The 15263-nt window shown below is 62.9% G+C and carries 13 protein-coding genes and 1 tRNA gene; 2 read left to right on the top strand and 12 right to left on the bottom strand.

The annotated features are described in order from the left end of the window. Positions 1-4: 4 nt before the first annotated feature. The 12 genes from nuoF to MB84_RS08845 form a co-directional block, all read right to left on the bottom strand. Positions 5-1297 carry an NADH-quinone oxidoreductase subunit NuoF gene (gene nuoF, locus MB84_RS08900; RefSeq protein ID WP_046291524.1) on the bottom strand — a complete coding sequence of 431 codons (1293 nt, stop codon included), beginning with the start codon at positions 1295-1297 and terminating at the stop codon, positions 5-7. Next, the gene (nuoE, locus tag MB84_RS08895; protein WP_046291523.1) at positions 1294-1794 is read right to left on the bottom strand and encodes an NADH-quinone oxidoreductase subunit NuoE; all 501 of its coding nucleotides are present in this window, start codon (positions 1792-1794) and stop codon (positions 1294-1296) included. Before nuoE ends, nuoF begins: the two co-directional genes overlap by 4 nt. Before the next feature lie 170 nt (positions 1795-1964). Next, a complete protein-coding gene (locus MB84_RS08890; protein WP_046291522.1) occupies positions 1965-3218 on the bottom strand; it encodes an NADH-quinone oxidoreductase subunit D in 1254 nt (417 codons plus the stop codon). 9 nt (positions 3219-3227) lie between these two features. Continuing rightward, positions 3228-3827 carry an NADH-quinone oxidoreductase subunit C gene (locus tag MB84_RS08885; protein ID WP_046291521.1) on the bottom strand — a complete coding sequence of 200 codons (600 nt, stop codon included), beginning with the start codon at positions 3825-3827 and terminating at the stop codon, positions 3228-3230. Between the two features lie 12 nt (positions 3828-3839). Beyond that, positions 3840-4319 carry a NuoB/complex I 20 kDa subunit family protein gene (locus MB84_RS08880; RefSeq protein WP_010807413.1) on the bottom strand — a complete coding sequence of 160 codons (480 nt, stop codon included), beginning with the start codon at positions 4317-4319 and terminating at the stop codon, positions 3840-3842. A gap of 48 nt (positions 4320-4367) precedes the next feature. Continuing rightward, complete coding sequence (locus MB84_RS08875; protein WP_039368621.1) at positions 4368-4727, bottom strand: NADH-quinone oxidoreductase subunit A; 360 nt, start codon at positions 4725-4727, stop codon at positions 4368-4370. Between the two features lie 130 nt (positions 4728-4857). Then, a tRNA-Leu gene (locus MB84_RS08870) sits at positions 4858-4942 on the bottom strand. Positions 4943-5084: 142 nt separating this feature from the next. Further along, on the bottom strand, positions 5085-5453 hold the full coding sequence (gene secG / locus MB84_RS08865; protein ID WP_046291520.1) for a preprotein translocase subunit SecG: 369 nt from the start codon (positions 5451-5453) through the stop codon (positions 5085-5087). 100 nt (positions 5454-5553) lie between these two features. Then, a complete protein-coding gene (gene tpiA, locus MB84_RS08860; RefSeq protein ID WP_046293586.1) occupies positions 5554-6321 on the bottom strand; it encodes a triose-phosphate isomerase in 768 nt (255 codons plus the stop codon). Positions 6322-6512: 191 nt separating this feature from the next. Then, positions 6513-7526, bottom strand: coding sequence for an NAD(P)H-quinone oxidoreductase (locus tag MB84_RS08855; RefSeq protein WP_046291519.1), 1014 nt, complete (start codon positions 7524-7526; stop codon positions 6513-6515). Positions 7527-7971: 445 nt separating this feature from the next. Beyond that, a complete protein-coding gene (locus tag MB84_RS28890) occupies positions 7972-8370 on the bottom strand; it encodes a response regulator transcription factor (RefSeq protein ID WP_084009679.1) in 399 nt (132 codons plus the stop codon). A 390-nt stretch (positions 8371-8760) separates the two neighbouring features. Continuing rightward, a complete protein-coding gene (locus tag MB84_RS08845; RefSeq protein ID WP_046291518.1) occupies positions 8761-10734 on the bottom strand; it encodes a sensor domain-containing diguanylate cyclase in 1974 nt (657 codons plus the stop codon). A 333-nt stretch (positions 10735-11067) separates the two neighbouring features. Here MB84_RS08845 and mutS point away from each other — a divergent pair, with 333 nt between their 5' ends. Further along, positions 11068-13782: a DNA mismatch repair protein MutS gene (gene mutS, locus MB84_RS08840; protein ID WP_084009678.1), complete on the top strand. Its 2715-nt coding sequence runs from the start codon at positions 11068-11070 to the stop codon at positions 13780-13782. 34 nt (positions 13783-13816) lie between these two features. Continuing rightward, entirely contained in the window at positions 13817-15250 is a 1434-nt protein-coding gene (locus MB84_RS08835; RefSeq protein ID WP_052653079.1) for a hypothetical protein, read from the top strand. Positions 15251-15263 lie beyond the last annotated feature (13 nt).

The following is a 15263-nucleotide window of genomic DNA, read 5'->3' as shown; positions in this document are numbered from 1 at the left end:
GGGATTAGTGAGCGCCGACCAAGCAATGCTTGTGCTCGACGTGGTAGGCGAACTCGTCCCAGAAGTGTTTGAGCATGCCGCGCACAGGCATCGCTGCGGCATCGCCCAGCGCGCAAATGGTACGGCCCATGATGTTCTCGGCCACCGAGTTGAGCAGGTCCAGATCTTCCTGGCGGCCTTCACCATGCTCGATACGATTGACCACGCGCCACAGCCAGCCAGTACCTTCACGGCACGGCGTGCACTGACCGCACGATTCTTCGTAGTAGAAGTACGACAGACGCAGCAGCGACTTCACCATGCAGCGCGTTTCGTCCATGACGATCACCGCGCCCGAACCCAGCATCGAGCCAGCCTTGGCGATGCTGTCGTAGTCCATCGTGGTTTCCATCATCAGTCCGGCCGGCACGACCGGTGCCGACGAACCGCCAGGAATCACTGCCTTGAGCTTCTTGCCGCCGCGCATACCACCGGCCAGTTCGAGCAATTCGGAGAACGGCGTGCCCAACGGCACTTCGTAGTTACCCGGCAGCTCGACGTCGCCCGACACCGAGAAAATCTTGGTGCCACCGTTGTTCGGCTTGCCCAGTTCCAGATACTGCTGCGGGCCGGTGGCCAGCAGGAACGGAACGGCTGCGAACGTTTCGGTGTTGTTGATGGTCGTAGGCTTACCGTACAGACCGAAGCTCGCCGGGAACGGCGGCTTGAAACGCGGCTGCCCCTTCTTGCCTTCGAGCGATTCGAGCAACGCGGTCTCTTCGCCGCAGATGTACGCACCGTAACCGTGGTGAGCGTGCAACTCGAACGAGAAGTCCGTGCCAAGAATGTTGTTACCCAGATAACCGGCTGCGCGCGCTTCGTCCAGGGCTTCCTCGAAGCGTTCGTACACTTCGTAGATTTCACCGTGGATGTAGTTATAGCCAACCGAAATGCCCATGGCGTATGCACCGATGGCCATCCCTTCGATCAACGAATGCGGGTTGTAGCGCATGATGTCGCGGTCTTTGAACGTGCCCGGCTCGCCTTCGTCCGAGTTGCAGACGAGGTACTTCTGACCGGGGAACGCGCGCGGCATGAAGCTCCACTTCAGACCGGTCGGGAAGCCAGCGCCTCCACGGCCACGCAGGCCCGACGCCTTGACGTCGGCAATCACCTGCTCCGGCGTGATGCCCTCTTTCAGAATACGTGCGAGCTGCTGGTAACCACCACGCTTGACGTAATCTTCGAGGTGCCAGTTCTCGCCGTTCAGATCGGCAAGAATCAGCGGCTTGATGTGACGGTTGTGCAGCGACGTCATGCTTTCTCTCCTGCTGCGCCCTTGGCCGTCAGCTCGTTGATGAGCGCGTCGACCTTTTCTTCGTTCATGAAGCCGCACATGCGATGGTTATTCACCAGCATGACGGGAGCGTCGCCACAAGCGCCCATGCACTCGCCTTCCTTGACCGTGAAGAGGCCGTCGGGCGTGATGTCGCCATACTCGACGCCCAATTTCTCCTTCAGGTACTTGGCCATTTCTTCGCCACGCGTGAGCTGGCAAGGCAGGTTCGTGCACACGGTCAACTTGAACTTGCCCACCGGGCTCGTGTTGAACATGGTGTAGAAGGTTGCGACCTCTTGCACCGCGACTGCGGGCATCTCGAGGTAGTCCGCCACGAATTGCATCACTTCGGGCGACAACCAGCCTTTTTCGACCTGCGCTACGGCAAGGGCGTGCATCACTGCCGACTGCTTCTGCTCGGCAGGGTATTTGGCAACGGCACGGTCGATTTTCTTCAGGGCTTCGGGAGAAAGCATTTCCGATCCGACTGTTCTCTAAAACGTTATCCCCGCTCGTGCCAGCGCGGGCGCGCCGATTTTGTCGACTGCCCACGCACTGCTGGCACGGCTACTGGAACGGCAACGGAATCGACCTGCGAAACCCCGCCGAATAAAACTCGCGGACGCGCAATGCGTCCGCTGCGCACTTAGCGATCGATCTCGCCGAACACAATGTCCTGGGTGCCGATGATCGCCACAGCATCGGCAATCATGTGACCCTTCGCCATCTCGTTGAGCGCCGAAAGGTGGGCAAAGCCCGGCGCACGAATCTTCAGGCGATACGGCTTGTTGGCACCGTCCGACACCAGATAGATACCGAACTCGCCCTTCGGGTGCTCGACAGCGGCATACGTCTCGCCGGCGGGCACGTGGAAGCCTTCCGTGAAGAGCTTGAAGTGGTGAATCAGCTCTTCCATGTTCGACTTCATTTCGACGCGCGACGGCGGAGCCACCTTGTGGTTGTCGGTGATCACCGGACCCGGATTCTCACGCAGCCACTTCACGCACTGGCGGATCAGGCTGGCCGACTGGCGCATCTCTTCCACGCGCACCAGATAACGGTCGTAGCAATCGCCTTCCTTACCCACCGGAATTTCGAAATCGAGGCGGTCGTACACTTCGTACGGCTGCTTCTTGCGCAAGTCCCAGGCAATGCCCGAACCGCGCAGCATCGCGCCGGAGAAGCCGAGCTGCATCGCGCGCTCAGGCGACACCACGCCGATACCCACCAGACGCTGCTTCCAGATACGGTTGTCGGTGAGCAGCGTTTCGTACTCGTCGACACACCTCGGGAAACGGATGGCGAAATCTTCGATGAAGTCGAGCAGCGAGCCTTCGCGGGCTTCGTTCATCTTCTTGATCGCGCGCTCGTTGTGGATCTTCGACGCACGATATTTCGGCATCGTGTCCGGCAGGTCGCGATACACGCCGCCCGGACGGTAGTAGGCCGCGTGCATACGCGCACCCGAGACGGCTTCGTACACGTCGAACAGGTCTTCGCGCTCGCGGAAGGCGTACAGAAACACGGCCATCGCGCCCACGTCGAGGGCGTGCGAGCCGATCCACATCAGGTGGTTCAGCACACGCGTGATCTCGTCGAACATCACACGGATGTATTGTGCGCGAATCGGCACGTCGACGCCGAGCAGCTTCTCGATCGCCATGACGTATGCGTGCTCATTGCACATCATCGACACATAATCGAGACGATCCATGTACGGCACGGATTGCAGGAACGTCTTCGATTCGGCGAGTTTTTCGGTCGCGCGGTGCAACAGGCCGATGTGCGGATCGGCACGCTGGATGACTTCGCCGTCCAGCTCGAGCACCAGGCGCAGCACGCCGTGCGCGGCCGGGTGCTGCGGACCGAAGTTCAGGGTGTAGTTCTTGATGTCTGCCACAAGGCCACCTTAATGTTTCAGACCGGCGTAATGCTCTTCGCGGATGATGCGCGGCGTAATTTCGCGCGGCTCGATCGTCACCGGCTGATAGATCACTCGCTTCTGCTCCGGGTCGTAACGCATCTCGACATAACCCGACGTCGGGAAGTCCTTGCGGAACGGGTGACCGATAAAACCGTAGTCCGTGAGAATACGGCGCAGGTCCGGGTGACCTTCGAACACGATACCGACCAGATCGAATGCTTCGCGCTCGAACCAGTCGGCCGAACTCCACAGATCGATCAGCGAGGCCACGACCGGCAGATCGTCTTCCGGTGCGAACACGCGCACGCGCAGACGCCAGTTGTGGGTGAGCGAGAGCAGATGCGACACGGCGGCGTAACGCGGACCGTCGTAGGCGCCATCGCCGTAAGCCGAGTAATCGAGACCGGCAATGTCCATCAGCTGCTCGAACTTCAGCTCGGGATGATCGCGCAGCGTACGCGCCACTTCGAGATAGTCGCTAGCCTTGACGGTGAGCGTGAGCTCGTCGAGGGCTTCCACCAACTGCTCGGCCCGGGGGCCAAGCACGTTTTGCAGGGTGGTCTTGAGTTTTTCTAGTGTAGACATGGGCGGTAGCGGTTATTTACGCGCGATCGTCGCAGTCCGCTTGATCTTCGACTGCAACTGGATGATGCCGTAGACCAGCGCCTCGGCCGTCGGCGGACAGCCCGGCACGTAGACGTCGACCGGCACGATGCGATCGCAACCGCGCACCACCGAGTAGGAATAATGATAGTAGCCGCCGCCGTTGGCGCACGACCCCATCGAGATCACCCAGCGCGGCTCGGCCATCTGGTCGTAGACCTTGCGCAGCGCGGGCGCCATCTTGTTGCACAGCGTACCGGCCACGATCATCACGTCCGACTGACGCGGGCTGGGGCGGAACACCACGCCAAACCGGTCCAGATCGTAACGCGCCGCGCCGGCGTGCATCATTTCGACCGCACAGCACGCGAGACCGAACGTCATCGGCCAAAGCGAACCCGTACGCGTCCAGTTGATGAGTTTGTCAGCCGTGGTGGTGACGAACCCTTCGCGCAAAACCCCTTCGATGCTCATATGCTTACCCTGAATCCTTCTGCAATGCTGCCAATTACGTTGACGGTCTTATTCCCAGTCGAGCGCACCGCGCTTCCACAGGAAAACGAAACCGACGAGCAGTTCAAGCAGGAAACCCATCATGGAGATAAAGCCCACCCAGCCGATATCGCGCAGGGCGACGCCCCACGGAAACAGAAATGCCGTCTCGAGATCGAACAGGATGAAAAGGATGGCGACGAGATAGTAGCGCACATCGAACTTCATGCGCGCGTCTTCGAAAGCCTCGAAGCCGCACTCGTACGGAGAGAGTTTTTCGCTGTCGGGATTGTTGGGGCCGAGGAATTTACCGACGCCAATCAGTACCGCCCCAAGACCGCCACCTACCAGAAGAAACAGCAGGACGGGATAATAGGTTCCGAGGTTCAACTCTACCCTCTTTCGGTTAGTTCAAAGAACCGCTCTCGTCGATGGTGTGGGGACCGGAAAGCGGATGAACGGTGAGCACAAAATAAAATGCCAGCCAAAGCATAAACGCAAGGCTGGCATCGTAGAACTGTGGTGCCGACGGCGAGACTCGAACTCGCACAGCTTTCGCCACTACCCCCTCAAGATAGCGTGTCTACCAATTTCACCACGTCGGCATTCATAGTCTGCAATCCGCTGTCACTTACGAATCGCTTCAAGACCGCTATAGTAGCGCCCTTCAGCATTTTGTTCAATGCACAAATCGATTTTTTTTCAACTTTCTTTACAGCGTATTACTTGTCACAAACGCGATGCCCATTACTTCGGCACATCTTGCGGATTCGCAGCCGAAGCGGGTGCCGGAGCACTTGCAGCAGCGGATGCGGAAGCCGTGGCCGGCGCAGTCGCCGCAGGCAAATTACCAAGGACACCGATGTTTGATGCCGGCTTGTACGAACCGAGATAAGTGAGGCCCAGCGTGGTCACAAAGAACACGGCAGCCAGTGCAGCCGTGGTGCGAGACAGGAAGTTGGCCGAACCCGATGCGCCGAAAAGACTCCCCGACGAACCGCTGCCGAATGCCGCGCCCATGTCGGCGCCCTTGCCATGCTGCAACAACACCAGACCGATGATGCCCAGCGCGGAAAGCACCTGCACCACGATCAACAACGTTTTCAACAACCCCATCTCACCACCCGTATAGAAGAATCCGATTCATTCGATTCGCAGCGAAATTGATGCGCTGCATCATGACTATTTCATACCGTTACAACAAACGGTATTGGCGTCAGCGCGACAGACCTGCCTCGCAAATCGCCAGAAAATCTGCTGCCTTCAATGCCGCACCGCCGATCAGACCGCCATCGACGTCCGCCATCGAGAACAGTTCGGCCGCGTTATCCGGCTTCACACTACCGCCGTACAACACCGCCACATCCACAACCGCCTCACCCTTTGCACGCAGCAGCGAACGCAGATGCGCATGCACTTCCTGCGCTTGCGCCGACGTCGCCGTCTTGCCCGTGCCGATCGCCCAGACCGGCTCGTAGGCAACGACGATCTTCGCCGCCTGCTCGAGCGTCAGTGCCGCGAGCACCGTTTCGAGCTGACGCGTGACGACTGCCGTCGTCTCACCGGCTTCGCGCTCGGCCAGCGTTTCGCCGATGCACACGATCGGCGTCATACCGGCATCGAGCACACGCAGCGTCTTGGCCGCCACGCTCGCATCCGTCTCGCCGTGATACGCGCGACGCTCCGAGTGACCGACGATCACGAACTTCGCGCCGAATTCGGCGATCATCTGCGCGGCAACTTCGCCGGTGAACGCGCCGTTCACATGCGCCGATACGTCCTGCGCACCGAAGCCCAGCACCTGCCCCGAGAGGCGGGCCTGGCATTGGGCGAGATAGGGGAACGGCACACAAACGGCCGCGGTCACGCCCGGTGCGCTCAGCACAGGCGAAGCCAGCAGGTCGCCCAGCAGCGCCTCATTGCCGGCCAGACTGCCGTGCAGTTTCCAATTGCCCACGACGAGCTTGCCAGCCTTACGGCTGATAGTGCGAGCCGAAGCTGCGGTACCAGTTGTCACGCCTTATCCCCCAATGCGTATAGACGAAAAACCTCTCATTCTAGTGCGTCCGGGGCATAGGGGTCAATTTCGCCGGTTTTCCGACGTGCGAAACCGCATGGAATGGGTCATTCACGCGGATTCACAGCACCGGGCCCGGCGAATCGGACAGAACGTGCTTACCAGGTCAGCACGATCTTGCCGACGTGCGTGCTCGTCTCCATCAAAGCATGGGCTTTGTCCGCCTGTTCGGCCGGAAAGGTCTGATAAATCACGGGACGAATCTTGCCTGCGGCGAGCAACGGCCAGACCTTGTCGTGCAGGTTCCTGGCAATAGCCGCCTTGAAGGCCACCGAGCGCGGACGCAGCGTCGAGCCCGTCACGGTGAGTCGGCGACGCAGCAGCGCCCCCATATCCAGCGTCGCCTTGCTACCGCCGAGCAACGCGATGATGGCGATACGCCCGTCGAAGGCCAGCGCCTGCACTTCGCGCGGCAGATAATCGCCGCCCACCATATCGAGCACGACGTCCACGCCGCGGTCCTTGGTGAGTTCCTTCGTGACGGCGACGAAGTCTTCCGTCTTGTAGTTGATGCCACGCTCTGCGCCGAGCGTCTCGCAGGCACGCGCCTTGTCTTCGGAGCCGGCCGTGGCGAACACACGATGGCCGAGGGCGACGGCCAGTTGAATCGCCGTCACGCCGATCCCGCTCGTGCCGCCCTGCACCAGCAGCGTCTCCTTCTCGCCCGCTTCGTTCTCACCGAGACGTGCGCGATCGAACATATTGCTCCAGACCGTGAAGAACGTCTCGGGCAACGACGCCGCCTCGACGTCCGACAACCCATCGGGCACCGGCAGCACCTGCGCGAGCGGCGCGGTGCAGTACTCGGCGTAACCGCCGCCCTGCACCAGCGCGCATACCCGCGAGCCAACCTTCAGGCCCCAGCGGTTGTCCGCGCCTTCAAGCACTCCTTGCGCGCCTTCCACGATTTCGCCCGCCACTTCCAGCCCCGGCAAGTCCGATGCACCCGGCGGGACCGGGTACTGCCCGATGCGCTGGAGCACGTCGGGACGGTTCACGCCCGAGGCGCTCACCTTGATGAGCACTTCGCCCGGCTTGAGTTCGGGACGCGCACGCTCGGTGAGCTTGAGCACTTCCGGTGCGCCGTACTGGGTGATTTCGATGGCCTTCATCGTGTCTGTCCTCGATTCCTGAAGCGGTCTCGCCACGCAAGCAAAGCGCCGCCCCTACTTGTTGGGGTGTCGACGGTGACGCGCAGACATTCGGACCGACGCTTAGCGCGCGGCTCGTCCGTCATGACACGCACCTTCCGTGAAAATTTTGTTGAGCCTGCACCATATCACCGACTGCACAATCGCGTCGGTCGTGAGTGCACACAGAGCGCGACGGCCGGGCCATTCCGAATTAATCGGGACGCGGGCGGGAGGTGGGCGGGAGGTGGGCAGGAAGCGGAAAGCGATGCCGAACGAACGGAAGGCGGTGCGAGCGCCAACGCAAGCGCCGGGGACGCGCTTCGCAGACACGCCCGTGACGGGCGCGCCGCAACGATCATGACGACCGCTCGCGACGCGCCGGGTTGACTTGCCATGTGAGGATCTGCTTCGCACCGAATACGCCTCAGGCGACGCCCTCGCTCCCTTCATCGATCAGACCGTGCCGGACGGCGTAGCCGATCAGTTCTGCGCTGTCTCCCAGCGCGAGCTTATCCAGAATATGGGCGACGTGCGACGCGACCGTGCGCTCGCTCAGATGCAGCGCGTGGGCGACCTCGTTGACGGCCAGGCCGTCGACCAGCATATGAAACACTTCGTTTTCACGAACCGACAGACTGCAATGTCTTGCATCGTTGTCCCGCGCGTCGGTCTCCGAGCGCGTTCGTGGTCTGCGATGCCAGGCCCGCGGTGGATCATGGCGCGCGCCCTCACCGGCTGCCTTGCCTGTCCGGCCGGCGTCGCGCCACCCTGCGTCGGAAGCCGCCCGCGTGACTGCACGGCCTCGTCCGCTTTCCAGTTTCATGCCCGCCTCCTTTTTACGAAGACTTTCGAAACCTCCTGAAGAACTTCCTCACCCCCGACCGGCGGCGGCGTCGAGAACGGCCAACGAACACACCGCCGACGACGGGCGTCGCTCATTGTGCGTCAGACAATCGACGCTCGTAACTTCAGGGAAGATGATCGTTGGCACCGTTTCGATTGCCTGCGCCCAATGCAGGGCAACGCTCGACGCAACGGCGCGCCACCCCTGTGAGCGCCCGCTTACTGCATCCGTTGACGGTGCCTGCTGACGGTGCCTGCTGACGGTGCCTGCTGACGGTGCCTGCTGATGGTGCCTGCTCTGGTGCCCGCTGTGGTGCCTGCTGTGGTGCCTGCTGTGGTGCCTGCTGCGGTGCCTGCCGATGGCATCTGCTTACGGTGCGCGTTCGGCGTTGCCGTTGCTGAGGACGAACCGCCCGCGTCCGCCGTGCTTCGCCTCGTAGAGCGCGCGATCGGCCGCTTCGAACAGCATGTCCGGCGTCTTGTCCTCGTTGCGCGCGACCATCGCCACGCCGACGCAAGCACCCACTGACACCTCACCGACCGAGAGCATCATCGGTCGCGACGCCGTATCGAGAATGGCCATCGCCGCGCGCTCGACATCGAGCAAGTCCTGCACGTCGCGCATGATCACGGCGAATTCGTCGCCCCCGAAGCGGGCAATCACATCCCCCTCGCGTACACTCGCGAGCAATCGTTTGGCCAGACGCCGAAGCAACTCGTCGCCCAGCGAATGGCCCCAGGTATCGTTGACCAGCTTGAAGCGATCCAGATCGACGAAGAGCAGTGCCTGTGCGCCCGCCCCTTCACGCGCACGACGCACCGCGCCCGACACCGCCTGATCGAAGCCCTTGCGATTGAGCAGCCCCGTCAGATGGTCCGTATGCGACTCGCGCCGCCAGCGCCGCTCGTTCGAGCGCTCGACGGTGATGTCACGCACGAACACGTGCACGCCGGCCAGCACGTTATGCGTCGCCCACTCCGGCTGAAAACTCACTTCGAAGCATCGATAGGCCGTGTCTTCACCGAAGTCCCAGACGAACGTGGCCGCCTCGCCAGCGAAGGCGCGCGCAAGATGCGGCGCGAACTCGCGATACAGCGACGGCCCAAGCAACTCGCGCGCCGTCACGCCCAGAATGCGGTCTCGCGAACGCCGCAGCCGCACCTCGCATGCGCGGTTCACGAAGGCAAACCGCTCGTCGCCGTCCAGAAACGCAACGAGATACGGCACGCGATCTGCCACTTCCTGCATCCGTCGCACGTTCGCGCGCGCCGCCTCACGCGACATCTCAAGCGCTTCCGTGCGTTCGCTCAATTGCTCCATCATGCTGCGGAAACTGTTCGCCAGCGCACCGATTTCATTGGCGCGCTGCACGGGCAACGATTGCACCGCGCGCATGTCGCCTGCGCTTCGCTCGATCAGATCGCGCAGCGTGTCGAGCGGCCGCAGCAAGCGCCGCGCCACCCACCACATCACGAGCGCAGCGATGCCGATCGCGGCGATGGCCAGCAGCACTACCTGACGCCGAACGCGGGAGATCGGATCGAACGCCTCCGCACCGGGCAGCACCGCCACGACGTTCCAGCCGGTTGTCGTCATCGGGGCACGCGCCACCAGCGGATGCATATGGACGATGTCGTTCGAGCCGGCGTCGCGCACGCCGCACATCGTCTGCACCGGACCGACCGGCGTGAGAATCTTGGTGACGTCCGCCTGAATCACGTAGCGCGGCGGCTGCTCGTTCGTGATCAGACAGTACCGCCCCGTCTCACCGACGCTGTTGCTGGCGAGATCGACGATGAAGTTCTGACGCAGCAGATTGACCGCACCGCCGACGACCGCGATCACCTTGCCCTGCGCGTTTGTCACGGGCACCGCGAGGACAATACCCGGCGAGGCGGTGATCTTGCCCGCAATCACGCTGGACGCTGCTTGCGGCGCGCCCGCCAGCAACTGACGGAAATAGTCGCGGTCGGCGATATTGATGGAGGTTGCGGCGAAGGTGGAATCGTAGAAGAGATGACCGTCGGGCGCGGCCACGAAGATCGTATTGAACGTCTCCGGCATCGACACCGAGCGCCCCACGAAGGTCTCGAACTGCGCAGGCGTCATCGCGGCGGGGTCGCCGATATTGCGCGCCATGCGATGCAGCTCGATGAATTTGGCGCGCAGCTTGTCGTCGAGCTGATCGGCCGCGAGCTTGACGTGCGTGTCGAGTTGCGCCTGCATCGAGTTTCGCAACTCTCCGTAGACGAAAAACTCGATGCCGACCGCCAATCCGACGATCACTATCATCGAGACGAGTGCGGTCGCCGCTGCGACTCGTCCCTTCAACGACTTCACCATGCTGGCCCGTACGAGAGTAGCTTTTGTCTTGCTTTCGCTTATTTTGGCGAGAGATTACCACCCGAAACGGCACATTTTCATGAAACTTGAGAAATATTCGACGCCCCCTTGATGCTTTCACGCGACATCCTCATCGGCAGCGATGAATGACATGGGTAAAGGATGGATAACGGCGCACCCCGAACCCGTCGTAAAATTGCGCATCCAACGCGCCACGATGGTGCAAACCGGCAAGACCGACGAAATTGGCCTGCCGACTCACTGAGAGATGTGCCGGGCGGAAATCCCCGCCGGCGCGCATCGTGACCCGACCTGCCCGACCCGAATTCATTCATGACGAGCACCCAAGCGACTCCCGCGGCACCGGCCGCGACCACTGCGACACCCGCCATGACGCCGATGATGCAGCAGTACACACGCATCAAGGCCGAGCATCCGAACATGCTGGTGTTCTACCGCATGGGCGATTTCTACGAACTCTTCCACGACGACGCTGCCAAGGCCGCGCGCCTGCTCGACCTCACGCTCACCGCCCGCGGGCAGTCCGGGGGCCAGCCGATCCGCATGGCGGGCGTGCCGCACCACGCTGTCGAGCAGTACCTCGGCAAGCTGGTCAAGCTCGGCGAATCCGTCGCCATTTGCGAACAGATCGGCGACCCGGCAACGTCCAAGGGGCCGGTCGAGCGCAAGGTCGTACGTATCGTCACCCCCGGCACGCTCACGGACGCCGCCCTGCTCAGCGACAAGGTCGATCAGTACCTCCTCGCCGTGCAGATGCCGCCCGCGAGACGCGCCAGCGAACGCGTGGCCGGTCTCGCGTGGCTATCGCTGGCCAGCGGCGAATTGCGACTGATGGAAGTGGCCGCCGACAAACTGCCGCGCGAACTCGAACGCATCCGTCCGGCGGAAACGCTGGTGCCCGACAGCGCCGTCGAAGCTTTCGGCAACTTCTCGCTCGGCACCACGACGCGCGTGCCCGACTGGCATTTCGACACCGCCGCAGGCACGCAGCGTCTGCGCGACCAACTGGGTGTTGCGAGCCTGACGGCGTTCGGCTGTGACGGTCTCGATCCCGCGCTGGGCGCGGCAGGTGCGTTGTTGCAGTACGCAGCCGCCACACAGGGTCAGTCGCTGCGACATGTGCAAAGTCTGAACGTGGAGCGAGAAGCGGCCTATATTGGCCTCGACGCCGCGACGCGCCGTAATCTGGAACTCACGGAGACGCTGCGCGGCACCGAATCGCCCACCCTGCTCTCGCTGCTCGACACCTGCGGCACGACGATGGGCAGTCGTCTGATGCGTCACTGGCTGCACCATCCGATGCGCGATCAGCAAGTGCCGCAGTCGCGTCAGTTGGCGATTGCGACGCTGCTCGAAGGCCCCGGCACGTGGCGCGCGCTCAATAGCGAACTGCGTCATGTCGCCGACGTCGAGCGCATTACCGCGCGTCTGGCGTTGCTGACGGCGCGTCCGCGCGATCTGTCGAGCCTGCGCGACGCGCTGCGCCGTCTGCCCGAGTTGCACACGACGTTGCGCGCGGTCGAAGCGCGTTCGCCGCTGCTGGCGATCCTGCACGAAGACCTCGCGATTCCAGACGACGCGCTCGCGCTGCTCACGCGCGCCATTGCCGAAGAACCGGCAGCCATGCTGCGCGACGGCGGCGTCATCGCGCGCGGCCACGACGCCGATCTCGACGAGCTGCGCGACATTTCCGAGAACTGCGGCCAGTTCCTCGTCGATCTGGAAACGCGCGAGCGCGCGCGCACCGGCATCAACAATCTGCGCGTCGAGTTCAACAAGGTGCACGGCTTCTATATCGAAGTCACGCGCGGTCAGACGGACAAGGTGCCCGACGACTATCGCCGGCGCCAGACGCTCAAGAACGCCGAGCGTTACATCACGCCGGAACTGAAGACGTTCGAGGACAAGGCGCTGTCGGCACAGGAGCGCTCGCTCGCGCGCGAGAAGATGCTCTACGACGCGCTGCTGCAATCGCTGCTGCCGCACATCACCGAATTCAAGCGCATTGCGCAGGCGCTAGCGCAGCTCGACGTGCTGGCCTCGCTCGCGGAGCGCGCCGAAACGCTCGGCTGGGTGAAGCCCCAACTCGTACAAGACCGTGTGGTCGACATTCGTCAGGGCCGACACCCCGTCGTCGAGCAGCAAGTCGAACGATTCATCGCAAACGATTGCTCGCTGGGCGATCCGCGTCGCTTGTTGCTGATCACCGGTCCGAACATGGGCGGTAAGTCGACGTTCATGCGTCAGACCGCACTGATTGCGCTGCTGGCGTACGTCGGCTGCTACGTGCCCGCCGAAGCTGTGCGACTCGGACCGCTCGACGCGATCTTCACACGTATCGGCGCGTCGGACGACCTTGCGGGCGGTCGCTCGACGTTTATGGTCGAGATGACCGAATCGGCGGCGATTCTGCACACGGCCACGGATCAGAGCCTTGTGCTGATGGATGAAATCGGACGCGGCACGTCGACCTTCGACGGTCTCGCGCTCGCATGGGCCATCGCCCGTCACCTGCTCGGCCACAACCGTTGCTACACCCTCTTCGCGACGCACTATTTCGAACTGACGCAATTGCCCGACGAGTTCCCGCAATGCGCGAACGTGCACCTCTCGGCGGTGGAGCATGGTGAGGGGATCGTGTTCCTGCACGCCGTGCAGGACGGCCCCGCGAGCCAGAGCTACGGCCTGCAGGTGGCGCAACTCGCGGGCGTGCCGATGCCGGTCATTCGCGCCGCGCGCAAGCATCTCGCGCTGCTCGAACAGCAGGCGCTCGACCCGGCCGCGCCGCAACTCGATCTGTTTGCGCCGCGCGCGGCCGTTGAGCTTGCGGGAGCGGATGCGGCCGACGACGCCATCGCACCGCGCGCAAACGGGGCGCAAGCGCACAGCGCCCCCACCCTCGATCCGGCATCGGAGGCAGCACTGGCGCGTCTGGCGGAAATCGATCCGGACGATCTGCGTCCGCGCGAAGCACTCGATCTGCTTTATGAACTGCGAGGCCTGATGCGCGGCCGAACGCCCGACTGACGCCCCTATGTCGAGCCTTCGTCGCCCACCCGTCATGCATGACACCCGCACCGGCCTGCTGGTCGTGTGTCTCGTGACGCTTTCTTTGGTGATCGGCTCGACAGCGGCGATGGCGACCTCGGGTGGCGCGAAAGCGTCGACCCGAACCGCCGCGAAGACACAACCCAAGGCACCGGCCAAGCCACCGCCGTTCGAGTTTGCGGTGCTCGGCAATACCCCGTTCAACAGCACCGAGGTGCCCGTCACGCGCAGTGTACTGGCGAGCATCGGCGACACCCCAGCGGCGTTCGTCGTACACGCAGGCAATCTCAAAAGCGTTTCGGAATCGTGTCGCGACGACCTCGTCACGCAGCGTCTGAGTCTGCTGGCCAGTTCGCCCAAGCCGATGATCTACGTGCCCGGCGCGAACGATTGGGCCGATTGCGAACGCGCAACCGACGGCAGCTACAACCCGGTGGAGCGGCTCGACTTCCTGCGCGATCACGCCTTCGACGACGACGCGCTACTGGGCCCCGGCCCGGTCGGCTATGCGCAGTTCGACCTCACGCGTCAGAGCGACATGGCGCGGTTTCGGCAGTATCACGAGAACGTGCGATGGTTTTATCGCGGTGTGGTTTTCGTCGGCGTGAATCTCCCGGGCAACAACAATAACTATCGCTCGGCTGGCGGACGCAATGGCGAGTACGAGGATCGGGTCATTGCGACGCGCGTCTGGCTGCAACATGCGCTCGTCTATGCGCAGCAGAAGGACGCGCTCGGCATGGTCGTCATCGCGCAGGCCGACCCGGAGTTCGAGCCAGCGCGCGGCGGCGGACTGGGCGGCATCTTCTCGGATCGAGCAGGACGTCGCGGCGTGGACGGCTATAAGGACTTCCGCACGCAGTTGCAACGCCTGGCGGCGCGCTTTAAAGGGCCGATGCTGCTGATCGACAGCGGCAAGACGATGCATCACTCGCAACCCTTGCGCGACGCTCATGGCGCACCGGTGAAGACGTTCACGCGGCTAAGCACCTTCGGGTCTCCCACGAGCAATCGGTGGGTACGCGTACACGTCGATCCCCGAACGTCTTCGCTATTTCGCTTCGAGAGCGCACTCCTGCCGCCGAACAGCACCGCCGCGCCAACGGTCAGCGGTCAGCGCAGTAGCGGTGCGACAGCCGCACAAAGCACCGCCTCGGGGGCGGATGTGACACGGGCGACGACAGGGAGTGGCATATTGGCACCGGCTGCGGTGCCCGGGGCTGCGCCCGCAAGCCACGCGACGCCGTCGGCGACACCTGCATCGACATCCACCGCGTCCACCCCATCCAGCGTAACACCCGCATCCGTGCCCTATGCGGTGCTCTACCCGGCCTCTGGACTGACGAGCAACACCGCCATCAGCCTGGACCCGAACGAGGGCATCATGCCGATCGGCCCCGCGATGCTCCCGAAAGCCACGTCTCGCAGCACGGCGCACGGCAACTGAGCCGGTTTGCGTC

The sequence above is a fragment of the Pandoraea oxalativorans genome (assembly GCF_000972785.3).
In the GTDB taxonomy this organism is placed as follows: domain Bacteria; phylum Pseudomonadota; class Gammaproteobacteria; order Burkholderiales; family Burkholderiaceae; genus Pandoraea; species Pandoraea oxalativorans.
This window is presented reverse-complemented; position numbering and strand designations above follow the sequence as displayed.

What these genes read in the sequence shown, in the direction of transcription:
- nuoF (WP_046291524.1), bottom strand. Translation starts at nt 1,297, where the DNA reads ATGACGTCGCTGCACAACCGTCACATCAAGCCGCTGATTCTTGCCGAT.
- nuoE (WP_046291523.1), bottom strand. Translation starts at nt 1,794, where the DNA reads ATGCTTTCTCCCGAAGCCCTGAAGAAAATCGACCGTGCCGTTGCCAAA.
- MB84_RS08885 (WP_046291521.1), bottom strand. Translation starts at nt 3,827, where the DNA reads ATGTCTACACTAGAAAAACTCAAGACCACCCTGCAAAACGTGCTTGGC.
- MB84_RS08880 (WP_010807413.1), bottom strand. Translation starts at nt 4,319, where the DNA reads ATGAGCATCGAAGGGGTTTTGCGCGAAGGGTTCGTCACCACCACGGCT.
- secG (WP_046291520.1), bottom strand. Translation starts at nt 5,453, where the DNA reads ATGGGGTTGTTGAAAACGTTGTTGATCGTGGTGCAGGTGCTTTCCGCG.
- MB84_RS08855 (WP_046291519.1), bottom strand. Translation starts at nt 7,526, where the DNA reads ATGAAGGCCATCGAAATCACCCAGTACGGCGCACCGGAAGTGCTCAAG.
- MB84_RS28890 (WP_084009679.1), bottom strand. Translation starts at nt 8,370, where the DNA reads ATGAAACTGGAAAGCGGACGAGGCCGTGCAGTCACGCGGGCGGCTTCC.
- MB84_RS08845 (WP_046291518.1), bottom strand. Translation starts at nt 10,734, where the DNA reads ATGGTGAAGTCGTTGAAGGGACGAGTCGCAGCGGCGACCGCACTCGTC.
- mutS (WP_084009678.1), top strand. Translation starts at nt 11,068, where the DNA reads ATGACGAGCACCCAAGCGACTCCCGCGGCACCGGCCGCGACCACTGCG.
- MB84_RS08835 (WP_052653079.1), top strand. Translation starts at nt 13,817, where the DNA reads ATGCATGACACCCGCACCGGCCTGCTGGTCGTGTGTCTCGTGACGCTT.